The organism is Tenacibaculum sp. IMCC1 (assembly GCF_054906355.1).
The window spans coordinates 2515807-2539579 of the sequence record NZ_CM142818.1 but is presented as its reverse complement, the minus strand read 5'-3'; the positions used below and the strand labels follow the sequence as shown (position 1 = coordinate 2539579).

At 32.2% G+C, this 23773-nt stretch carries 23 protein-coding genes; 8 read left to right on the top strand and 15 right to left on the bottom strand.

The annotated features are described in order from the left end of the window. Positions 1–40: 40 nt before the first annotated feature. Positions 41–1939 (bottom strand): amidophosphoribosyltransferase, encoded by a 1899-nt coding sequence (locus tag ACXIHB_RS11935; RefSeq protein ID WP_462098317.1) that lies wholly within the window; start codon positions 1937–1939, stop codon positions 41–43. A gap of 79 nt (positions 1940–2018) precedes the next feature. Next, a complete protein-coding gene (locus ACXIHB_RS11930; RefSeq protein WP_173359323.1) occupies positions 2019–2945 on the bottom strand; it encodes a PfkB family carbohydrate kinase in 927 nt (308 codons plus the stop codon). Between the two features lie 192 nt (positions 2946–3137). Between ACXIHB_RS11930 and ACXIHB_RS11925 the strand changes: the two genes are divergently transcribed. The 7 genes from ACXIHB_RS11925 (at position 3138) to ACXIHB_RS11895 (ending at position 8382) form a co-directional block, all read left to right on the top strand. Next, positions 3138–3563, top strand: a complete 426-nt coding sequence (locus ACXIHB_RS11925; protein ID WP_462098316.1) for a SufE family protein — start codon at positions 3138–3140, stop codon at positions 3561–3563. 15 nt (positions 3564–3578) lie between these two features. Continuing rightward, on the top strand, positions 3579–3899 hold the full coding sequence (locus ACXIHB_RS11920) for a DUF59 domain-containing protein (protein ID WP_047788293.1): 321 nt from the start codon (positions 3579–3581) through the stop codon (positions 3897–3899). A gap of 53 nt (positions 3900–3952) precedes the next feature. After that, a complete protein-coding gene (locus ACXIHB_RS11915) occupies positions 3953–4735 on the top strand; it encodes a hypothetical protein (protein WP_047788292.1) in 783 nt (260 codons plus the stop codon). An 88-nt stretch (positions 4736–4823) separates the two neighbouring features. Beyond that, positions 4824–5336 carry a DUF2480 family protein gene (locus ACXIHB_RS11910; protein ID WP_462099341.1) on the top strand — a complete coding sequence of 171 codons (513 nt, stop codon included), beginning with the start codon at positions 4824–4826 and terminating at the stop codon, positions 5334–5336. Between the two features lie 29 nt (positions 5337–5365). After that, positions 5366–6316 carry a DUF3078 domain-containing protein gene (locus ACXIHB_RS11905; protein ID WP_082118601.1) on the top strand — a complete coding sequence of 317 codons (951 nt, stop codon included), beginning with the start codon at positions 5366–5368 and terminating at the stop codon, positions 6314–6316. Between the two features lie 69 nt (positions 6317–6385). Continuing rightward, positions 6386–7225: a DUF3078 domain-containing protein gene (locus tag ACXIHB_RS11900; protein WP_173359322.1), complete on the top strand. Its 840-nt coding sequence runs from the start codon at positions 6386–6388 to the stop codon at positions 7223–7225. Between the two features lie 83 nt (positions 7226–7308). Further along, entirely contained in the window at positions 7309–8382 is a 1074-nt protein-coding gene (locus tag ACXIHB_RS11895) for a CNNM domain-containing protein (RefSeq protein ID WP_281979606.1), read from the top strand. A gap of 76 nt (positions 8383–8458) precedes the next feature. On the opposite strand, the gene ACXIHB_RS11890 is transcribed toward ACXIHB_RS11895, so the two are convergent. From ACXIHB_RS11890 to ACXIHB_RS11860, 7 genes are all read right to left on the bottom strand, one after another. Next, the gene (locus tag ACXIHB_RS11890; RefSeq protein WP_462098315.1) at positions 8459–11203 is read right to left on the bottom strand and encodes a TonB-dependent receptor; all 2745 of its coding nucleotides are present in this window, start codon (positions 11201–11203) and stop codon (positions 8459–8461) included. A gap of 39 nt (positions 11204–11242) precedes the next feature. Then, complete coding sequence (locus tag ACXIHB_RS11885) at positions 11243–11977, bottom strand: energy transducer TonB (protein WP_053056633.1); 735 nt, start codon at positions 11975–11977, stop codon at positions 11243–11245. A gap of 109 nt (positions 11978–12086) precedes the next feature. Beyond that, on the bottom strand, positions 12087–12794 hold the full coding sequence (locus tag ACXIHB_RS11880) for an energy transducer TonB (RefSeq protein ID WP_462098314.1): 708 nt from the start codon (positions 12792–12794) through the stop codon (positions 12087–12089). A 357-nt stretch (positions 12795–13151) separates the two neighbouring features. Continuing rightward, complete coding sequence (gene hflX / locus ACXIHB_RS11875) at positions 13152–14351, bottom strand: GTPase HflX (protein WP_462098313.1); 1200 nt, start codon at positions 14349–14351, stop codon at positions 13152–13154. 61 nt (positions 14352–14412) lie between these two features. Then, a complete protein-coding gene (locus ACXIHB_RS11870; protein WP_159610869.1) occupies positions 14413–14976 on the bottom strand; it encodes a uracil-DNA glycosylase family protein in 564 nt (187 codons plus the stop codon). 337 nt (positions 14977–15313) lie between these two features. Then, the gene (locus tag ACXIHB_RS11865) at positions 15314–15676 is read right to left on the bottom strand and encodes a Na(+)-translocating NADH-quinone reductase subunit F (protein WP_159509082.1); all 363 of its coding nucleotides are present in this window, start codon (positions 15674–15676) and stop codon (positions 15314–15316) included. Beyond that, positions 15676–17034 carry a DEAD/DEAH box helicase gene (locus ACXIHB_RS11860; RefSeq protein ID WP_047788285.1) on the bottom strand — a complete coding sequence of 453 codons (1359 nt, stop codon included), beginning with the start codon at positions 17032–17034 and terminating at the stop codon, positions 15676–15678. The genes ACXIHB_RS11865 and ACXIHB_RS11860 overlap by 1 nt, the downstream gene beginning before the upstream one ends. Positions 17035–17102: 68 nt before the next feature. On the opposite strand from ACXIHB_RS11860, the gene ACXIHB_RS11855 reads away from it, so the two are divergent. Next, on the top strand, positions 17103–17564 hold the full coding sequence (locus ACXIHB_RS11855; protein ID WP_173359317.1) for a Na(+)-translocating NADH-quinone reductase subunit F: 462 nt from the start codon (positions 17103–17105) through the stop codon (positions 17562–17564). A gap of 139 nt (positions 17565–17703) precedes the next feature. Here the strand turns inward: ACXIHB_RS11855 and nqrF are convergent, their stop codons facing one another. From nqrF to ACXIHB_RS11825, 6 genes are read right to left on the bottom strand one after another with little or no spacing between them, the layout of a single operon-like run. Continuing rightward, complete coding sequence (nqrF, locus tag ACXIHB_RS11850) at positions 17704–19020, bottom strand: NADH:ubiquinone reductase (Na(+)-transporting) subunit F (protein ID WP_047788331.1); 1317 nt, start codon at positions 19018–19020, stop codon at positions 17704–17706. Then, positions 19020–19778, bottom strand: coding sequence for an NADH:ubiquinone reductase (Na(+)-transporting) subunit E (gene nqrE, locus ACXIHB_RS11845; protein WP_253055445.1), 759 nt, complete (start codon positions 19776–19778; stop codon positions 19020–19022). Before nqrE ends, nqrF begins: the two co-directional genes overlap by 1 nt. Positions 19779–19809: 31 nt before the next feature. Further along, positions 19810–20454: an NADH:ubiquinone reductase (Na(+)-transporting) subunit D gene (locus ACXIHB_RS11840; protein ID WP_047788329.1), complete on the bottom strand. Its 645-nt coding sequence runs from the start codon at positions 20452–20454 to the stop codon at positions 19810–19812. Positions 20455–20456: 2 nt separating this feature from the next. Continuing rightward, on the bottom strand, positions 20457–21197 hold the full coding sequence (locus ACXIHB_RS11835) for a Na(+)-translocating NADH-quinone reductase subunit C (protein WP_047788328.1): 741 nt from the start codon (positions 21195–21197) through the stop codon (positions 20457–20459). Positions 21198–21199: 2 nt separating this feature from the next. Further along, positions 21200–22405, bottom strand: a complete 1206-nt coding sequence (locus tag ACXIHB_RS11830; protein ID WP_047788327.1) for an NADH:ubiquinone reductase (Na(+)-transporting) subunit B — start codon at positions 22403–22405, stop codon at positions 21200–21202. A 3-nt stretch (positions 22406–22408) separates the two neighbouring features. After that, a complete protein-coding gene (locus ACXIHB_RS11825; RefSeq protein WP_073182544.1) occupies positions 22409–23761 on the bottom strand; it encodes a Na(+)-translocating NADH-quinone reductase subunit A in 1353 nt (450 codons plus the stop codon). Between the last annotated feature and the right edge of the window lie 12 nt (positions 23762–23773).

The window sequence follows — 23773 nt, the reverse complement described above, 5'->3', positions numbered from 1 at the left end:
ACAAACGATTACTCTTTTTTATTTACTGGCTAATTAATTATTAATAAGCCCTCTTATTATTTCCTTCATAAAAATTGATAAATGCCTGATTTACCACCCTATGACCTCCATCAGTAGGATAATCTCCAGTAAAATACCAATCTCCTAAATTGTCTGGACAAGCTTTATGTAAACCACTTATTGGCTGAAAAATCACCTCGACATCAGCTTTTATCTCTGCAGTTTTTAACATTTGTGCAATCTTTGCAGAAACTTCTTCATCTGTAAAAGGTGCATAAATTTCCTTAACGTAGTTTATCACATCTTTATCTTCACTGTTTTCTTGTTGCTTACATTTTTGATACACTTCATCAACAATATGATACTGATTTGTTTCTTTTAACAATTCCAACGCAGCTTTAAAAGCAATAAAATCGTTAATCTTAGCCATATCAATACCATAACAATCTGGATAACGTATTTGAGGCGCAGAAGAAACTACTACTATTTTCTTAGGATTCAATCGATCCAAGATTTTAATAATACTTTTCTTCAAGGTAGTACCTCTTACAATACTATCATCAATAATTACTAAATTATCTGTTGGTTTTACAACTCCGTAAGTAACATCATAAACATGCGCAACTAAATCATCACGACTACTATCATCTGTAATAAAAGTACGTAGTTTAGCATCTTTAATCGCTATTTTTTCAAAACGTGGTCTTTTAGAAAGAATTTCAATTACTCTTTCTTTTGAAAGCTTTCCTTCACCCGCTAAAATTGCATCAGTCTTTTGCTGATTTAATACATCTTCAGCAGCTTCCATCATTCCAAAAAATGATGTTTCTGCCGTATTTGGTATGTAAGAAAACACTGAATTTTCTATATCACTATCAATAGATTTTAAAACTTCAGGAAACACATATTTCCCTAAGTTTTTACGTTCTTCATAAATTGATGCATCACTTCCTCTTGAAAAATAAATACGCTCAAATGAACATGCTTTTTTGGGACGCTGTTCTAAAATTGGCGACATTGTTGTCTCTCCATTCTTTTTGATTATTAACGCATGTCCTCTTTCAACCTCTTTTATTGACTCTATATCAACGTTAAAAACTGTTTGAATAACTGGACGTTCAGAAGCAACCACAACTACTTCATCGTCTTCATAAAAAAAAGCTGGACGAATAGCTGATGGGTCTCTCAACACAAACGCATCTCCATGCCCCAGCATACCTGCCATAGCATATCCACCATCCCAGTTTTTAGCCGAACGTTTTAAAATTCGTTGAATATCTAGGTTATCTTCTATGTAAGGAGAAGCATCCTTTTTATTAAATCCTTCTTCTTTAGCTTTCAAATATAAATCTGAAACTTCCGACTGCAGAAAGTGTCCTATTTTTTCTAAAATTGTTACAGTATCAGTAGACTCTTTAGGGTGTTGACCTAATTCAATTAAATCATTTAACAAATGTTTAGAATTAGTCATATTAAAATTACCAGCAACAATTAAGCTTTGATGTTTCCAGTTGCTTTGGCGTAAAAAAGGATGCACACTCTCTATAGAGTTTTTACCAAAAGTACCGTAGCGAACGTGCCCTAAAAATAAGTTTCCAATGTAAGGCACATTTTCTTCTTGCCATTTCACATCATCAACCTTATCTGGATTCTCTTCAAAAACTCCATTGATTCTATGATTAATTTTCCCAAAGATATCCTGGATTGGTTGTGATTGGTTGGAACGGATTCTGCTTATATATCTTGTTCCAGGCTCTACATTAAATTTTATACTTGCTAATCCAGCACCGTCTTGCCCCCGGTTGTGCTGTTTCTCCATTAACAGGTACATTTTATTTACACCATAAAACGCGGTACCGTATTTGTCTTTATAGTATTGTAATGGCTTCTTTAAACGAACCATTGCAATTCCGCATTCGTGTTTAATAGCGTCACTCATTTAATTTCAAGTATTTAGTTGTGTTGTAGTTTTGTGTGTTGTATAAAAAAATCCGCAGCAAAAAGCGCGGATTTATAGTTTATGATAATGCTATATCAAATTGTGTTAATTCTTTAAACGCTTTTAAACGCGCTTGTACCTCTTCACTAGTTAATGCCTCCATACGCTGTGTTCCGAATTTTTCAACACAGAACGATGCTAAGTTAGACCCATATATAATTGCACTCTTCATATTTTCGAATGAAATATCTTCGGTTTTAGCTAAATATCCGCAGAAACCTCCTGCAAAAGTATCTCCAGCTCCAGTTGGGTCGAACACCTCTGCTAATGGCAATGCTGGTGCAAAGAACATATTTCCTTCATTGAATAATAAAGCTCCATGTTCCCCTTTTTTAATTACCACGTATTTTGGCCCCATTTCATGAATTTTCTTTGCTGCATTTACCAAAGAATATTCTCCACTTAACTGACGTGCTTCCTCGTCGTTAATTGTAATAACATCTACACGCTTTAATACTTCATGCAAATCGTTTAATGCTATATCCATCCAAAAGTTCATAGTATCTAACACTACTAACTTAGGTCTTTCATTCATTTGATCTAATACCGATGCTTGTGTTAATGGATGTAAATTACCTAACATTACAATAGGTGCATCTTTAAACGATTCTGGAACCACTGGTTGAAAATGTTCTAATACATTTAGTTCAGTTATTAAAGTATCACGAGAATTCATATCATTATGATACTTTCCACTCCAAAAGAAAGTTTTTCCTTCTTTTACGATTTCCACTCCATCAGTATTAATTCCTTTATCGTTCATCATATCTAAGTATGATTGTGGAAAATCTCCTCCAACTACAGAAACAACTCCTGTTTGCACTCCAAATTGTGAAGCTGCTAATCCTACAAATGTTCCTGATCCTCCTAAGATTTTATCAGTTTTTCCAAATGGTGTTTCTATAGCGTCAAATGCTACTGTTCCTACTGCTAATAATTTACTCATAACTCTACTTAATATTTCTTCAACTGAAGAAATGTATTTGTTTCATTAAGTCTTTATAAATTACTAAGACTTAAATTTTTACTAATTATACTCATTAAGGCTTAAACTCTCATGTCAACTGCCTTTTTTGTCGTAATTTTGCGTCTTTAATTAAAAACGGTCTTTTTGACTTTGCAAAAATAGTTTTAAAAAATGACTATCAAAGAAATACAAGAAGAAATTATTGACGAGTTTTCTATGTTTGAAGACTGGATGGAGCGTTATGAGTACATTATAGAGCTAGGAAAATCGCTACCTTTAATAAGTGAAACTTACAAATTGGATGAAAACCTAATTAAAGGATGCCAATCGAAAGTATGGTTAAATTCTGAATTAAAAGGTGATACTATTGAGTTTACTGCCGATAGTGATGCTATTTTAACAAAAGGAATTGTGGCTTTATTATTGAGGGTATTTTCTAACCAAACACCTAAGGCTATTTTAGACGCCGATACTGATTTTATTGATGAGATTGGCCTGAAAGAACATTTAAGCCCTACACGTGCTAATGGTTTAGTATCCATGGTAAAACAAATTAAAATGTACGCAATTGCACAGCAAAGCAAATTAGCGAATTAAAAGAAGTTTAGAATTATGACTGAAGACAAATTAGAAGAATTAGGAGATAAAATTGTACGTGTATTAAAAACCATATATGACCCAGAAATACCTGTTGACATATATGAGTTAGGTTTAATTTATGATGTTTTTATATCAGAAGAAAATGATGCCAAAATATTAATGACATTAACTTCTCCTAACTGTCCTGTTGCTGAAACTTTACCTGTTGAAGTAGAAGAAAAAGTAAAAACTTTAAAAGAGATTAACAATTGCGAGGTAGAAATCACTTTCGATCCTACTTGGACTCAAGATATGATGAGTGAAGAAGCTAAATTAGAGTTAGGAATGTTATAGTGTGATATATAACTAAAATAACTATTTTCGCGAAAAATTTATTAAAAATAATCATGAAAAAAATCACACTTTTATTCGTTACTTTAGTAACGATTATCTCTTGTACTTCTGACAAAGAAATAATAGAAAAAGAAACACCTAAATTATTAAACAAGCAAGTAACTACAGAAAGCTACGATGATGATGGAGACCCAGACACTCCATTCGTGGAAAGTTCCAGAACTAGCACCTATCTTTACAATGACAAACACGAATTAATTAAAATAGTTCATGAATCGCCAAAAGAAAAAGAAGAAACCTTGTTTACTTATACAAAAGGGAAAATTACTAAAATAGAAGATATAGACAATAATGGAGAAACAGATCGCTATAGTGAATATGAGTACACTGGCAACTTACTTACTAAGCAAACAAACTATAATTCTAATGGTGAAATAAACAGTATTGAAAATTATGAATACAATTCTATTTCCAAAATACTTAAAACCACAAAGCAAGTCTTTTTTGACAGTAGCAATAATGTTTATGTAACAGAATATGAATACATATCTGATAATAAGGTTAAGGAAATTGAAGGAGATTCATATATTGTTTATACTTTTGACAATAAAAACTCCCCTCTTTTAAATATTGCTGGTATTAAAGCTATTTTAAACTCAAATTTTGAGGAGGGTGGAATACACAATGTGACATTATATGAAGAATTTGACAAAGACGATAATAAATTAGGCTCTTCCAAAACAATTTATAAATACGACTCTGATAATTTCGTTATACAAAAAGATGATTCAAGTAATGATTACTCATATATCGTAACTTACGAATACAATAAGTAAATCATTAGTGTTTTTTCAAAACAACAAAATCTTCATCTTTAAAATAACATTATAGATGAAGATTTTTTATTTTTACGGTAAAACAAACATGGCAGAAGAAATTATAAATAGAGTTGCTAATAGTAAGCTTACTACAATAGACCTTGAAGATTTTTACCCTGAGGGTAAACGTGTAATATTTGATATTAAGGATTGGTTATTTGAAGAATTAATTCTTCGTGAAAAAGATTTTAGAGAGACTGTAAAAAACCATGACTGGTCTCAATATCTAGATAGTTATGTTTCTTTAACTTGTTCTACTGACGCTATTATTCCTTCGTGGGCTTATCTTTTACTGACCACTGAACTTACCCCTTTTGCTAAAAAGGTTGTTGTTGGGGACTTAATATTACTAGAAACTGTAATATATCAAGAGATAATTCAACAGCTTAACATCTCTAATTACAAAGACAAGCCTATAATAATTAAAGGATGCTCTAATAAACCTATACCACCATCAGCATACACCTTACTAATTGAAAAAATTAAACCTGTAGCTAAAACCATTATGTTTGGAGAGGCTTGTTCAACAGTACCACTTTATAAGAGAAAAAATAATTAGACTCGTATAATTCCTCAACTTAATCACAAATGAAAAAGCTGTTCTTAATCTTAATTTCTTGTTACTCCTTTTCTTTAGTTTCACAAGAAACTAAAAAAGATAGTATCTCAACTTTAGGTTTACAAAACTCCCCTTTAGACACTAGTTTTGCTTTCTACATATTTAACAAGCGAGTGTTTGCTGAGCCTTTAGTTAAGAAAAACCCACCAAAAAAATGGACTGTAACTGGAAAATACACTTTTCTTTTTAATCAATCATCTTTTTCAAATTGGGCAGCAGGTGGTAACAATACCGTTGCTGGAAATATGACACTTGGTTATGACTTTAACTACAAAAAGAAAAAATGGAACTGGGATAATAAAATAATATCAGCCTATGGATTAAGTTATATAGATGGTCAAGGTATAAGAAAAACAGAAGATCAGTTTGAATACAATTCTCTTTTAGGATTTAAAACTTCAAAATTATGGTTTTTATCTTTTTTTAGTAACTTTAAAACACAGTATACCAAAGGTTATGATTACAAACAAGAACCTAAAGTAGCGGTTTCAGACTTCTTTTCTCCAGCATATTGGAGTTTTGGACCTGGTATGTTATGGAAACGGAATGATGACGCTAGAATAAACATAGCTCCCGCAACTGCTCGTTATACTTTTGTTTCTGACGAATTTTCGGGAAAATATGGTGTGGATGAAGGTAAAAATACTAGCTTTAGTTTAGGTTTTAACTTATCTGCCTATTTTAAAAGCGAAATAATGGAGGACGTTACTATGGAAAGCATAGTTGCTGTGTATTCAGATTATTTAAACAAACCTCAAAATATAGATATTGATTATCAGTTAAACTTCTTTGTTAAAATTAATAAAAACCTATCTACCAATCTCAGTTTGCATGCTATTATTGATGACGATGCCTCTAGCAGAGTACAGTTTAAAGAAGTTTTTGGGCTTGGTTTAAACTATATTTTTCATAAAACGTGACTTTTAATACAATATTATTGTCTAACTTCTATGTTAAACATTTATACACTTTAATTTAAAACTATTAAAATGAAAAAATTATTAGCTATTGCTGTTATGTTTGGAGCTTTAACAGCTAATGCTCAAGAAGAAAAAAAAGAAGAGCCTAAAGAAGGATGGAAAAGGAGTGGTAACATCTCTTTTCTATTCAATCAGTCCGCTTTTAATAACTGGTTAGCTGGTGGAACAAATAATATTTCTGGTACCATTGGGTTAAATTATGATTTTAATTACACCAAAGGTGACTGGACTTGGGATAATAAACTAATTGCTTCTTATGGTTTAACAAAGTTAAAAGGAGAAGCAATGCAAAAAACAGATGACCGTTTAGAGTTAAACTCTTTATTAGGTAAAAAAGCTAGTGGGTATTGGTATTATTCTGCTTTTTTTAACTTTAAGACTCAAATGTCTTCTACATATGTTTCTGGCGAGCAAACATCTCATTTCTTTTCTCCTGCCTACTTCCAATTTGGACCAGGTATGTTATGGAAAAAACACGACAATTTAAAAGTAAACATCGCTCCTGCAACTTCTAAACTAATTTATGTACACAAACACCTAACAGACTTAGGACCTGCTTTTGGAGTAGAACAAAACGAGACTACTCGTTATGAACTAGGTGCTGCGGTTAATGCTTACTATAAATTAGACGTTATGAAAAATGTGTCTGTTGAAAATATACTAAACTTATACAGTAACTACTTAGAAGATTTTCAAAATGTTGATATAGATTACACTGTTAATGTGGTAATGAAAGTTAATAAATATCTTTCTGCAAACCTCTCTATGCAAGCTATTTATGACGACAATGCTTTCAAAGGGTTCCAAACTAGAGAAGTGTTTGGTCTAGGAGTAAATTACGGTTTCTAAAAAATAAAACATCAAGGTAAAACCTCAAGAACACGTTCTTGAGGTTTTCTTTTTTACGTATTTTAGCCTAAAAATTTTAACAAATGACTTTATTAATTGTTTACGCCACCTTATCTATATTTTTCTCTTTTTTATGCTCCATACTAGAAGCTGTACTATTAAGTGTAACTCCTACCTTTGTAAATGTTAAAAAGAAAGAAGAGAAAGCTTATGCAAACGATCTTGAAACATTAAAGAAAGATGTAGACAAACCTCTTATTGCTATTTTAACTGTAAACACAATTGCTCATACCGTAGGTGCTATACTTGTTGGTGCTCAAGCAAAAAAAATATTTAGTGATGAAGGAAACGGTGTTTTTATCGTTTCTGCTATAATGACAATTTTGATTTTAGTTGCCTCTGAAATTATTCCTAAAACCATTGGTGCTACTTACTGGAAGTCTTTAGCTGGCTTTACAACTAAAGCTTTAAATGTGCTGATTTTCTTTTGTAAATACACCGGTATCATATGGATACTTCAATTATTTACTAAACTATTTGGTAAAGGAGCACATGGAGAAAGTGTTTTAAGTAGAGAAGACTTTTCTGCAATGACAGATATTGCTGAGCAAGAAGGTGTTTTTCATGAAAGTGAAGGTAAAGTAATTAGAAACATGCTTAACTTTAAAGAAGTTCAAGCTAAACATATTATGACACCTCGTACAGTACTTACTACTGCTGATGAAAACCAAAGTATTGAATCTTTTTTTAATGAAAACAGACCTTTACGCTTTTCTAGAATACCTGTATATGCTGAAAATCCAGATAATATAACTGGATATGTTCTAAAGGACCAATTATTACTTTCTTTGGTTGATAATAAAGGAAATGAACCTTTAAAAACAATTAAGAGGGAAATTATAATAGCTAGTAGAGAGTTATCTATTCCTAATTTATTTGAAAAACTAATTGAACAAAGAGAACATTTAGCTTTAGTTGTAGATGAATATGGAGCTGTTAGCGGTTTAGTAACCCAAGAAGATGTTATAGAGACTCTTTTAGGTTATGAAATAATGGATGAGAGTGATAACGTTGCTAATTTACAAAGCTTAGCTAGAAAAAGCTGGGAACAACGCGCTAAACGACTAGGAATTATTAATGATTATGAAAATGAATAATAACTTTAGTCTATAAAATAAAAAAGAGGCGTGAACAAATTCACGCCTCTTTTTTATTTTATAATTTAAACTATTTCTAGTCATTAATTGTCCAAGAAATATAATATAAAGAACCTATTGCTCCAGCCCCAGGAGCTATAAAATACTCCTTACCAGTAAGGTTTGTACCACCTATTTTAAATCTTGATTTAATTGCTGGTACTGTATAATTTATTTGAGCATCTATTACCGTTCTAGCATCTACTAATCCCTGTAAAAAAGAAGATTGCCAATAGTATTCATCTTGCCAACGGGCATTTATATTAAACCCAAAGTTTTTAAATAAATTTGGATGACCAAATTGAACTTTAACCTTATGTTCCGGTGTGTTAAATGCCGGCTCAAAATCTGGATCAGAAGTTTCTTCAAAATCAAATTTTGCATAGTTATAGCTCAAACCTAAATCAAAGCCTTTAAAAACCTTAGTTGACATTCCTACACCTACACCATACGAGGTAACATCTGCCTTAGAGTTTGTGTTTACTGAGAAAGCTGTTACATCATTATTTTGAAGCGCTAATAAAGCTTGAGCATTTGGAGTTCCATCTGCATTAAACCCTCCATAATGAGGAACAAGAACATCTTTAATTGCTGTAAAAGATTCATAATTGTTATAATACCCATTTACATCTAATTCTAAAATTTTATTGGAGCTTAAATTAACAATACTTCTATACCCTAATTCATATGAAATTACCTTCTCGGGTTTGATTGTGGTTAACTGAGATTTCACAAGGTTTCCTCTGTCTAATTCAGCTCTTGAGAATGAATTTTCAAAAGCATCTCTACCTGTTAAGGTATTACCTCCTCCAATATTAACAATGTAACGATCTAAGTTTTCATCAACTCCTCCTATTAAATGACCTGTACCAATTGGAAGTCCAAAGTACTGCTCCTGTAATGTTGGGTTTCTAAATCCTGTTTGATAAGAGGCTCTAATTACATGATCTTTATTTTCACCTAAGGCATAATTTAAAGATACCCTTGGAGAATAATTACCTTTAAAGTTTGTCGATTTATCATAACGAATCGAACCTGTAAACTTCAGTCTTTCTTCTAAAAACTTCTTCTGTAACTGAGTATAAACACCAAATTCATCAAAAGAAATTTTAGAATTTGCGTCTGTAAAAACAGAACCTTGAGAATTTAAATTAATTTTTCTGTATGAACCACCAATTTGGATTTCACCAAACTTAATTATATCACGGAAATTATAGTTACCATCTGCATGGTAATATGACGTTTGGTCTGTTAATTTCGCTCCTCCTTCAGGAACTGTTTTAGAAGCTACATCATTAGCCGCTGTATTAAACTCTGCTGAACCAGGTTCAAAACGTCCTATATTAGCAAAGTCTCTAGCTTTTCCATGGCTCCTTCCTTGTGTTAGATAAGCATTTAGGTAATCTCCAAACCAATCTTTATCACTCTTCCAAGCCCTGTTAATATTAATTGCTTTAAAACGAGAATCAAAATAGTCTCCTGAATCATTTGCTGAATAGTATCCTCTTAAGAAAAAGTTCTTTCCTAAGAACTCTAATCTATGTTGCTCAAACGAAAATCCATCTTGAACATATCTATTAGCTCCTTGATAAATATTTTTTCCTCTTGCAAATCTTGAATTCCAAATAATTTCTAAATTTTCATTCTCCCAAGGACGGTAATGCAAAGAAGCATCAAACTTTAAACCATTTGAGTCATAATCTACTAAACTTGATTCATCATAACCTGTTCTTGTTATTTTTTCATCAGGTAAACTGTTTATGATTGCCGGGGTAATTAAAGGGTTTGTTTTACTTGCCTCAGTTGCAATTTGTTTTAAAGTAGCTCCTACTTCGTCTCCATACACGTTTATACCGTCATATCCAGGTAAAGTTCTATCTCCTCCAATAGCAACTCCACCTATTCCTGTAGAGTTCCCTGTATTATTCGCATGCCATTCTTCTGACTTATAATAGGTTAAATTAACCTTACCTGCTATCTTCTCATTAAATTTATAGGCCATACGAATACCAAAATCATAAAAAGGATTATTTCCTGCCGCATCTTGTGATGTGAATCCTGTTTTAAAATAAGTGCTAATTCCTGAATGTTTAAACGGGTTCTTGCTTTTAAGAAGCATAATTCCATTAAATGCATTTGCTCCATATAAAGCAGATGCTGCACCTGGTAAGACTTCAACACTTTCTACATCTAAATCAGACGTACCTGCTAAATTCCCCATAGAGAAAGTTAATGCTGGAACCGCAGTATCCATTCCATCAACCAACTGTACAAAACGTGTATTTTCAAATGAAGAAAAACCTCTTGTATTAATTGACTTGAAACCATAACCACTTTCTCTAAGGTCTATTCCTTTTAAGTTTGCCATTCCATCATAATAGGTTACAGAAGTATTCTTTTTTATATCATTTATACCTATTCTTTCAATAGTTACTGGCGATTCAATAACTCGTTCTGGAGATCGAGATGCAGAGATTACAACTTCATCTAATGCTGTATTTTCTTTTAAAATTATATTTATTTCTTGCTCTTTAGAAGTTACTTCAATTAATTCTGTTTTGTAACCGAAAGCTGAAACTTGGATTATAAAAGGGTAATTTGATTTTGTAGCTAATATGAAAGTTCCATCAGAACTCGAAGTAGTTCTATCACTTCCTATTAGCACTACTGCATTGGAAAACGGCTCTAAATATTCATCGTAAACCTTTCCGTTTATTGTAGTTTGCGCATATATTGACACACCACAAATTACCAAAAACATGGTTAGTAGTTTTTTAAACATATTGTTTATTTTAATTATTTTTATATTGAGTTACTTATGTTATTCATCAAGAGCGAACATGATTGGGAAACCATATTTTACAGATGTTTCTCCTCCTGATTTTTTTGCTGGAATAAATTGTGGCAATTGAGATACCACTCGAACAGCTTCATTATTTAATAATTCTCCATTTTTAGGTCCTAAAGTTTTAATATTCTTAACCTGACCATTTTTATCAATAATAAAACGCACCCAAACTTCTCCTTGTATAGATTCTTTTACTGCTTGGCTAGGATATCTAAAATGTTTTTGAATGTGTTTTACCATTTCCATATTAAAGCAATCTAACCTTTCGTTCTTTTTTGCTTTTTTACATGCAGTAAACAGAGGTATTTTGTCTACAGTAGAGAACTTTTCTGCTTTTCGTACTTCTTCTGCTGATAATTTACTTGTTAAGTTTTCAAGGTTACTTTTAAAAGTTAAAGGTTTACTTAACTCTGTTTGCGAAGTTGTACTTTTTATTGCTGCCGTTCCTGCTCCTGACAAATTTGTAGCATTTGAAACTACTTTCTTTTTCGAAATTTCTCTCTTTTTTAAATACCTTCTATTGGCAGATACTTTTACAGAGATTTGTCTTGTTCCTTTATTTTTTTTGTCTTTTGGAGCAATAGTACATTTTGTTATACTATTTAAATCTACTAAAGACTCTTCTGGCGTCTCACATACTTCTCGTTGCGACATTACATTGGTTACATAAAAGCAAACTAACGTAATTAATAAAATAATTTTTCTCATGCCTTAAAGGTTTAACATTTTTCCAATCAAACAATTACACTTGTTACTCATGAAAATTTGGCATGCAAAGGTATTCTTTTTTTTACATAAAATAAACTATTTTAACACTCTAATAATCAGAACTGTTTAAACTAAAAATCATAGGAAAGCGATATAACACTCTAGTATTTTTGCTTTGTTGTTTTCCTGGAATAAAATCAGGCAATAGTAATACAATTCTTTTTGCTTCTTTTTTTAATATTTCAGGCACATTAATTCCTTCTGTCTTAACCTCAGTCACCTTACCCATTTCATTTATAACAAAACTCACTAAAACTTCTCCTTCTAACCCTTTTTCTATAGCTTCTTCTGGATAAACTAAGGTGGTCATTATATGGTCTTGCATTTTATAATTAAAGCAATCTTCTTTTTCTTTTAATGATTCTTTGCATGACAAGAATGCAGGAATTTCTTCAACTACATCAAAAGAAATTGATTTTTTTGTTGTTTCTTTTATAATAGGATAAACATTTCCTAAACTACATTCAGCTAGCTCATTTAATGTATTTATTTTCTTTAAACTTTTTGCTTCAATACCTTCTGCAAAACTAATTACTTTCTCAAAATAAATACGTTTTCTTATGTGCCTTCTACTAGGAATAGTAGTTACTATAACTGAAGCTTCTGTATTATTGCTTTCTACTTTCTTTTCTGCTAAACACTTGTGAACTATATTTACATCTACTGAATGAATACTTTCAGATGTACATTTCTCTTGCGCACTAACAGCTTGCATACTGAAATACAATAATAAGAGGGGGATTATTTTTTTCATCATGATCTATTCAGGTTAATACATGATAACTCAAAAAGAGTAAACACTTCATTTAACTATACATACTTTGTAAGTAAAGATTATAATTACTAGGTATGGCATTATACTAATAAAATTAATTACGTTAAGGCTTTTAATTTATTGTTAGTTAATAAATATGAATAGAATCGTCTAAATATTGTTTGTGAAGTTTTATTATTTTTCATTTTCAGGGGGATAAAATGGTTAAAAATATAATTTACAATGCTTTATAAAACATATAAAAAGCAACATTAGGGATTATAAATATAACAAAAAAGAACTTAAAGTTTTAATTATTTAAGTCCTTTTTAAGTTATGTTTGCGTTTTTTTACTGTAAACTAATATTCTTGATATAGAAAATCATTATATGGAAAACGTTGAATATGTATTTTCTTTACCTCCTCATATACTTTCTCTTTAAAATTTTCTAAATTATCTTTATTTAAAGCTGAAATAAAAATACTTTCCGTTTCTAAGTCATTCATCCAGGTTTTTTTCCAGTCCTCTAATGTATAATGTTCTTTTGTTTTTTCTGTTATCAAATCATCTTCATCAATAGTTTCATGAGTATAAGCGTCTATTTTATTAAATACCATAACTGTCGGCTTATCTTTACTATCTATTTCATCTAAAATTTTATTTACAGAAGCTATATGATCTTCAAAGTTTGGATGTGAAATATCTACGACATGTAATAATAAATCTGCTTCACGAACTTCATCTAAAGTAGACTTGAACGACTCTACTAATTGTGTTGGTAATTTTCTAATGAACCCAACGGTGTCTGTCATTAAAAAAGGAATATTTTTTATTACCACCTTTCTAACTGTAGTATCTAATGTTGCAAACAGTTTATTCTCTGCAAAAACCTCACTTTTACTAACAACATTCATCAAGGTAGATTTACCAACATTGGTATATCCTACCAAAGCAACACGCACCATTTTTCCACGATTTTTTCGTTGTATGGACATTTGCTTGTCAATAGTTACTAATTTCTTTTTTAGCAACGAAATTTTATCTCGAATAATACGTCGGTCAGTTTCTATTTCTGTTTCTCCTGGACCACGCATACCAATACCTCCTTTTTGCTTGTCAAGGTGTGTCCACATTCTGGTTAATCGAGGTAATAAATATTGGTATTGTGCTAATTCTACTTGAGCTTTTGCTGAGCTTGTTTGTGCTCTACTTGCAAAAATATCAAGTATTAAGTTGGTTCTATCTAAAATTTTACAATCTAAAAAACGTTCAACATTTCTAAGTTGCGCAGGTGACAGCTCATCATCAAAAATAGCTGTTCCAATATCATTGGAATCTATATACACTTTTACATCTTCTAGTTTACCTGTTCCAATAAAAGTTTTTGGATGGGGTTTATCTAATTTTTGAACAAACCTTTTTACAGCTACTCCTCCTGCTGTAAGTGTTAAAAACTCTAGCTCATCTAAATATTCTTCTGATTGTTTTTCATCTTGATGCTGGGTTATAATACCTATTAAAACCGCTTTTTCTGATATGGCTTCTCTTGTTTCTATCATACATTGCAAAAATACAAATTTATCAATGCATGTATTTAACTTTCTTTTAGTATTAAAATCACTATATCAGCTTTTTTACTGTGATTTTCAATATGGGTAAAACATCTTTTTCAAACCATGAGTTTTTGGTTAACCAAAATCGATTTCTTGGGGATGGATGTGGTAATACAAAATAGTTAGGCAAGTATTCCTCAAAAGTATTCACTGTTTCAGTGAGTGTTCTTTTAGCTTTTCCTTTTAAGTAATAGTTTTGAGCGTACATTCCTATTAAAATAATCAATTTTACCTCTGATATTTCTTTTAATAAAGGTTGATGCCACTGTGGAGCGCATTCTTTTCTTGGTGGTAAATCTCCTGATTTTCCTTTTCCTGGATAACAGAAACCCATAGGTATTATTCCAAAGTTATTGGTATCATAAAACTCCTTATCAGTAACACTCAACCATTTCCTAAGCTGTTTTCCACTAGCATCATCCCAAGGAATCCCAGACTGATGTACTTTGGTTCCAGGTGCTTGACCTACAATAATGATTTTGGATTTTTTACTAGCAAGAACTACAGGATTGGGTTCTATATATTTCTCACAAATCTTACAGTTTTTTATTTCGTTTAACAGATTCTCCACACTGTAAAGTTACTATTTATGTATAAAAAAACACTCGTTTACATCATAAAACGAGTGTTTTTTAGATTCTAACTATTTAAACCTTAATTATTAATTGCATAACTAGCACCATTACCTAAATCTGATAAAAATGCCATAATAGTTTTTATTAATTTTTTTCCTTTTTGGGTTAGTAGTTGTCTTTTCATTTTTTTAGATATTTTATTAATTTCCCTGAGGTAAAATTAACATACAACTACCTGATATTTAACAGGGTTTATACCCTTTCCAACCTACAAAACCACTCTTTTTCCTTCAGTTAAAAAAGGAGATTAGCACCAAAAATTAGTAAAAGGTTTTATAAGATTTTTATAAAATCATCAAAAGCAACATAATAGGGTTTGTCTTTAAACACAGGCAAATCTACACTTTCTGCATTTGCTATACCTATGCCAGCATACCAAACCTTTGCATTTTGTTTTTCTGCGTGTTTTTTAAAAGTTTCCATCCACAATACATCATATTCTTGGGGTGACTGTATGTTGTTCGTAGTTTTTACTAATACAAAAATGGTAGGCTCTCCTTTTTTAAACAACACAAACTGTGGATGCTTTTTCAACTCGCTATTTATTGCAACAAATTCATATCCCATTTCTTGCAGTTTTTTACCCACAATATTCATTCCTAAATTGTGAAGTTCTTGCTTAGTAAGTTCTTGCATTATTTACGTTTCTTATTGCGTTTGTTATAATTTTTATCTCCTCTTGTTTTTGGCTTTTTGTACTTCTTGGCAAGCTCTCTTCTATAAGAACCTCCTTGGTTTGTTTTTTTATTCTTTTCCTTTTTCTCGTGAAAAGCGGGACCTGGAATATATTCTTGAGAAGTTCTGTTTTTATTTACTTCTCTTTCTTCTTTCGGACGTTCTTCTTCCGTTAATTGCTTGGTTATTTCAACTTGTTCTGGAATTTCTTGCTTTGGAATTGTGTAATCCATCAATTCCTCAATTCTTTGTTTTGCTTCCTGCTCTTTTTCCGTAGCAAATAAAATTGCTTTTCCCTCTCTTTCTGCACGACCTGTACGACCAATTCTGTGCATATAGTTTTCGGGGAAGTGTGGCACATCAAAATTGATTACATGTGTTACTTCTTCTAAATCTAATCCACGTGCAATTACATCGGTAGCTATTAAGATTCGTTTTTCTCCTTTGTTGAATTGTTCTATAGAGCGCAAACGGTAGTTTTGTGTTTTATTTGAATGAATTACACAGGCTTGTGATGGATATTCTTCGGCTACACAATCAAATAGTCTGTCTGCATTTCTTTTATTAGGTGCAAACACCAACACTTTACTAAACTCTGATTTATCAAATAATAAATAGTTTAATAAGTTGACTTTTGTATAAAAATTAGGAACATCATAGCTTATTTGCTGAATGTTATCTAACGGTGTTCCACTTACTGCAATTGCTATTTTATGTGGAGCAATAAAAAAATCATCAATTAATGCTTCAACATCCTCCGTCATCGTTGCTGAAAACATGATGTTTTGACGTCTTTGAGGTAATAAATCAAAGATGTTTAACAACTGAAAACGAAAACCTAAATCAAGCATTACATCTACTTCATCAATGACTAATTTTTGAATAGACTTTAATTTTAATACGTTACTTAACGCTAAATCGTACAAACGTCCTGGTGTGGCAACAATAATGTCAGCTCCTTGCATTACTGCTTCTTTATGGCGATTTAAATTAACTCCGCCATATACACCTACAGTTCGTAAAGTGATGTATTTAGCTAGCTTTTCTATCTCTTCTACCACCTGAACCACTAATTCTCGTGTAGGTACTAATATCATCACCCTTGGGTGTTGTTGTTTTGAAAACTTTAAATCACGTAATATTGGGAGTAAGTACCCAAAAGTTTTACCTGTACCTGTTTGTGCAATCCCTACCACATCTTTTCCTGAACGAATTACAGGAAATGCTTGTTCTTGAATAGGTGTTGGATTTACGAAACCTAATTCTTCAATTGAATTTCTTAGTGGATTTGATAAGTCTAAATCTTGAAAAGTCGTCATTAACAATAATTTGATGCAAAGGTACAACCAATATTTTGTATATTTAAGGGAGTAAATCCTTTTTGATTATGGAAATACCTAAACGATTAGAACAAGCACTTATAAAGCTTTATAATGCTTTTCACAACGATGAATTGAACCCTGAATGTTGCTCAGCATGTGCGGTTGGAAATATATTAGACAATCGAGATAGTTGGAAACATCTCACGAATGATCATGGCTCATTGCAACTAAGCTATGTGGGTAGGGTTCATCAAAATTTAGGTAGAAAATTTAATGGTTACACTCCACTTGAATTACTACTGATTGAAAAGGTGTTTTTAGAAGCATGCGGTTTTACTGTTCCTTTATGTCATTATAATCCAAAACCTCAAAATCCGACCGATAAAGAGAGGTTATTTAATGGTTTATGCGCTGTAGTTTCACAACTATGTAAACTCGAAGGAATAGCTAACGTTATGGATTATGCTAGAGTTTTTGAATATGAGAGCGACAACCCTGTATATAAGTTTGATATAATTTATGAATAACATTATTTTACTAAAAATGTTGTTTTGCTTTCATGATATTTAAATCTTCTCTTATTAAAGAATACTATCTTTTTAAGCACAAAAAAACCGATACAAATTTGTATCGGTTTTATAATATAATGTATTAAACACTATGTTTCTATCCTCCAAAGTCATCAAAACGAATGTTTTCGTCATCAAGACCAAAATCTTCACCCATTTTTTGTACTGCTTTGTTCATTAATGGTGGCCCACAGAAATATAATTCTAAATCCTCAGGACTTTCATGCTTAGATAAATATTGGTCTATTACAACTTGGTGAATAAACCCAACAAAACCATCTCCGCTTTCATCATTAATATCTTTTTTAACCTTCCAGTTATCTTCTTCTAATGGCTCAGATAATGCTAAGTAGAATTTAAAGTTTGGAAAATCTTTTTCTAACGCTCTAAAGTAGTGAATGTAGAATAATTCTGCTTTAGAACGACCTCCGTACCAGTATGTTACTTTTCTACCAGTCTTTAAAGTTCTAAATAAATGATAAATATGTGAACGCATTGGTGCCATACCAGCTCCACCACCTACATATAACATCTCTGCATCAGAGTCATTGATAAAGAATTCACCATAAGGTCCAGAAATAGTTACTTTATCTCCTGGCTTTTGATTAAAAATATACGAAGATGCCACCCCTGGATTTACATCCATCCATCCGCCTTTAGCACGATCAAAAGGAGGTGTTGCTACACGAACATTTAACATGATTTCTCTTCCTTCTGCTGGATAAGAAGCCATAGAGTATGCTCTCTCTACAGTTTCTTCATTCTTCATTACTAATGGTCTTAGGTTAAATTTATCCCAATCAGCCTCAAATTTATCTGGTTCACCTGGATGATCTTGTGGATGCGCAGAAATATCCATATCAGCATATTTTACTTCACATGGTGGTATTTCAATTTGAATATACCCGCCTGCTTTATAATCCATTTCTTCAGGAATCTCAACTACAAACTCCTTAATAAAGGTTGCTACGTTATAATTTCTTACAACAGTTGCTTCCCATTTCTTAATTCCAAAAATTTCTTCTGGAATAGATATATCCATATCTTGCTTTACTTTTACCTGACATGCTAAACGGATACCATGTTGTAATTCTTTACGTGTAAAGTGTGGTGTTTCTGTAGGTAAAGCTTCTCCTCCACCTGAATTTACATGACACTCACATTGTACACAAGAACCACCACCACCACAAGCTGATGGTAAAAATATTTTTTCATTACCTAAGGTAGATAATAAAGTTCCTCCTGATGCTACTTCTATTGTTTTTTCACCATTGATTGTAATTTTTACAGGTCCAGATGGTGCCAATTTTTGCTTAACAAATAATAATAAAGCTACCAAAACTAAGATTACCGCTAAAAACGCTAATACTGTAATAGCAACTGTTCCTCCTGTGCTTACTTCTAAAAATACCATTATTCTGTAATTTCTTTAGTGTTATTAGCTAATTCTTCTGCCTTCTCTTCAGTCTTTTCAGTTTCCTCTACTATCTTTTCTTCAACTTCTTTCTTTTCAACCTTAACTTCAGCAGTTTCTTCTTTTTTACCTGCATCATCACCTCCAGTTAACATTCCACCGAAGCTCATAAACCCGATAGCCATTAAACCTGTAATAATGAATGTAATTCCTAATCCTCTTAATGCTGGTGGCACAGAAGAGTATCTGATTTTTTCACGAATAGCAGCAATTGCTAAAATTGCTAAAAACCACCCGATTCCTGAACCAATACCATACGTAAATGATAAACCTAATGTTGGAATTTCACGAGATTGCATAAATAATGACCCACCTAAAATTGCACAGTTTACTGCAATTAATGGTAAGAAAATACCTAAAGAGTTATATAATGCTGGCGCAAATTTTTCAACTATAATTTCTACTAATTGTACCATGGTTGCAATTGTTGCAATAAACATGATAAATGACAAGAAACTTAAGTCATAATCTACATATTCCTCTCCCAACCACTTTAAAGCTCCAGGTTGTAATAGGTATTGATCTAACAACCAGTTTACTGGTACTGTTACTGCTAATACAAAGATTACAGCGGCACCTAAACCTACGGCTGTTGATACTTTTTTAGATACTGCAAGGTATGAGCACATTCCTAAGAATGTAGCAAATACCATGTTATCTATAAATATCGATTTGAAAAATAATTCTATATGTTCCATTTTCTATATTTTTAATGAACACTAACTTAAGTTAGTCTTCTACTAATGCTTTATTTCTTGTACGTTGTACCCAAATAATAATACCTACAACGATTAATGCCATTGGTGATAATAACATAAATCCGTTGTTTTCGTATCCTAAAGCATACAATCCTGTTTTCTCGATAGGATCACCTAATACTTTAAATCCTAATAAAGTACCTGAACCTAATAACTCTCTAAAGAAACCTACAATAATTAAGATTACTGCATATCCTAAGGCATTTCCTATTCCATCTAAAAACGATCTCCAAGGTCCGTTTCCTAAAGCAAAAGCCTCAAAACGTCCCATAATAATACAGTTGGTAATAATTAACCCAATAAAAACCGATAAGGTTTTACTTAAATCGTATGCAAATGCTTTTAACACTTGGTCTACGATAATTACTAAGGTTGCTACTACGATTAACTGTACAATAATTCTAATTTTTGATGGAATAATATTTCTCATTAACGAGATTACTACATTCCCTACTCCTAATACAAATAATACCGATATAGACATTACAATAGAAGCTTTTAACTCTGCTGTAATTGCTAATGCAGAACAAATACCTAATACCTGAATTGTAATTGGGTTATTATCTGCTAATGGATCAGTAATTAACGCTGCGTCTTTTTTTGATAAAAGTCCCATATTTATTTTAATGTTTTAAAGTAAGGTACGTATAAACCTAATTCAGATTTAATCATTGCAGCTACTCCGTCTCCAGTAATAGTTGCTCCTGCAATTGCATCTACCTCGTTATCATTTTTATCTTCATTCTTTGGATCATTGTTCGATTTAGAAACTGCAATTCCTTTAAAAGAACCATTGCTCATTAAATCTTCTCCAATAAAATCGTCCATAAAGTAACGTTGCTTAATGTTAGCCCCTAAACCTGGTGTTTCTCCTTTATGATCGAAGAAAACTCCTTGAACTACCATGTTTTTATCCATTGCAACATATCCCCAAATAGCATCCCAAAGACCTTTACCTCTAATTGGAGCGATATAGAAAGTTTTCCCTTCCTTTTCACCTACAAATAATGGTAATTTTCTTGTTTTTCCTTCTTTAGCTGCTGTTTGTTGCTTTTTTACATCAATTAAATACGCTTTAGAATCTTCAGAAGCATTATCTCCTTCAATTACTAATTGTTTTTTTATGTATTTAGCAAACTCGTCTGCTACTTTATCTTTTGAAACAAACTCTACACTTGTTTCATCGTTTTCGTTTACACCCATTGCATACAAAATATTTTGCTGCTTCTCGATACGTTTGTTAGCATCGATTGTTGGGCGAAGTGATGACGCTGTAAAAGCTAACAACGCACCCACTACTAGTACCATTCCTATTGCGAATGCTACCGTATATACATTACTATCTGTCTTCTTACTCATAATTAGGCAGTTTTAGCTTTTAAACGTTTTAATCTTCTTTTTACATTACCTTGAACTACGTAATGATCAATTGTTGGAGCAAATACATTCATTAATAAGATTGCTAACATTACTCCTTCTGGATATGCAGGGTTGAATACACGAATCATAATTGAAATAAAACCAATTAAGAATCCATAAATCCATTTTCCTTTGTTAGTTTGTGATGCTGTTACTGGATCAGTTGCCATGTATACAGCACCAAACGCAAAACCTCCAATTAATAAATGCTTCCAAAAATCTAAACTCATTAATCCGTAAAACTTGCTTGTTTCACCAATCCATCCCATATCAACTACTTGATTGAAGATGAATCCCATTACTAAAGCTCCAATAACTGCAGATAACATAATTCTCCAGCTTCCAATCTTTGTAAAGATTAAGAATAAAGCTCCTAATAAGATTAATAATGTTGATGTTTCTCCTACTGAACCTGGAATGAACCCAAAGAACATATCAGAAACTGAATAATTTAATGGTTGTGACTGTGCCAAACTTCCTAAAATTGTTTCTCCTGAAATGGCATCAGCTGTTCCGGCAGCTTCTACTGCTCCTTGAACCCATACTTTATCTCCAGACATCCATGTTGGGTATGCGAAGAATAAGAATGCACGAATAGTTAAGGCAGGGTTTAAGATGTTCATTCCTGTACCTCCAAATACTTCTTTACCAATTATAACTCCAAATGCTACTGCTACTGCTAGCATCCATAATGGTAAATCTACTGGTACAATTAATGGAACTAACATTCCTGTTACCAAGTACCCCTCTTCTATCTCATGCCCTTTGATTATACAAAAAACAAACTCTATTGCTAAACCAACCGCATATGAAACAATTACTAATGGTAATATTTTAACCAAACCTATTAGAAAGTTACTCATATTCCAAAACTCTCCAGAAAAGAAACCTGTTGCATTTGAAACGGCTTCTATTTGAAGATTATGCTGATACCCTGCATTGAACATACCAAAAAGCAAACATGGTATTAATGCCATAATTACCGTATTCATGGTACGTTTTAAGTCATCTGCTGCCTTAATATGAGTTCCGCCGTGCGTTACCTCTTTTGGCATATAAAGAAAAGTATGAAACCCACTAAATAAGGGAAACCACTTTTTTTCTTTATGTTCTTCTCTAAAATTATCTAATTTTTGTTTTAAGCCCATATCTTATCCTAATTCTTCTCTCATTAAATCTAATCCTTCTCGAATTATTTTTTGGTGAGGTTGTTTCGATACACAAATAAATTCTGTTAATGCAAAATCTTCTGGTGCAATTTCGTAAGCCCCTAATCCTTCCATTTCGTCCAGATCTTTATACATACAAGCTTTTAATAATTGCATCGGATAGATGTCTAACGGAAAAATTTCTTCATAAGAGCCTGTTACTACAAATGCTCTGTGTTCTCCGTTAGTATTTGTATTTAAGTCATATTTTTTCTTTGGGTTTAACCAAGAAAAAGTTAATGCTCTAGAAGTAGATATTTTGTTAAAAACTGGTTTATTCCATCCAAAAAACTCATAATCATCTCCTTCTGGGATAGCTGTAATTAAGTTATCGTAGTATCCTAAGAAACCATCTTCTTTAACTTCTAAACCACTTAAAACATTTCCACTAATTACACGAGCATTATCAGCCTCTAAATTTCCTTTAACAACATCAGCTATTTGTGCCCCTGCTTTTGCAGTTACATACTGTGGTTTGTTAAATTTAGAACCTGCTAAGGCAACAGTACGAGTAATATTTAACTTCCCTGTTAATAATAGCTCACCTATTACTACTAAGTCTTGAGGCGTAACTACCCACACAACTTCTCCTTTATTAATAGGATCAATTTGTGCTATTTGTGTACTTACATTTCCTACCGGGTGTGGACCTGAAACTTTATGTAGTTCAACTCCTTTCACATCTTTAAATGGTGATAGTGTTGAGTTTTTACCTACAGAAACATGTACTTTACCTGCTGTTAACTTTGTTAACGCTGTTAAAGCTGCTTGTAATTCTGCTTCTTTGCCTTTTAACGCATAATCATAATCAGCTGCTAAAGGCGCACTTGCATAGGCAGATACAAAAATTGCTTTTGGTGCTTGATTAGGATTTGCAACTACGTCATACGGACGTTGTTTTATAAACGGCCAACAACCTGAAGCAAACAAGTGGTTTTTCACCTCTTCTCCAGACATTGTGTCTACATCTTTTTTACCAAAATCTTTGTATTCCTGCTGTGCATCAGCAGTGATTTTAATTGCTAAAACTTTTCTTCGTGCTCCACGAACGATTTCTGTAACTTTACCGCTAACAGGACTAGAAAATAAAACACGCTCGTCACTTTTTGAATAAAAAAGTGCTTCTCCTGCTTTTACTTCTGTACCTTCTTTTGCTAAAATTTTAGGAATAACGCCGTGAAAATCATCTGGCTTTACTGCAAACAAACTACCTAATTGAAGTTCAGTAGTTATCTGTTCTGCCTCGCCAACTAGCTTGATATCCAAGCCCTTCTTAATACGGATGTCTTTTGACATAGGAACTGATTA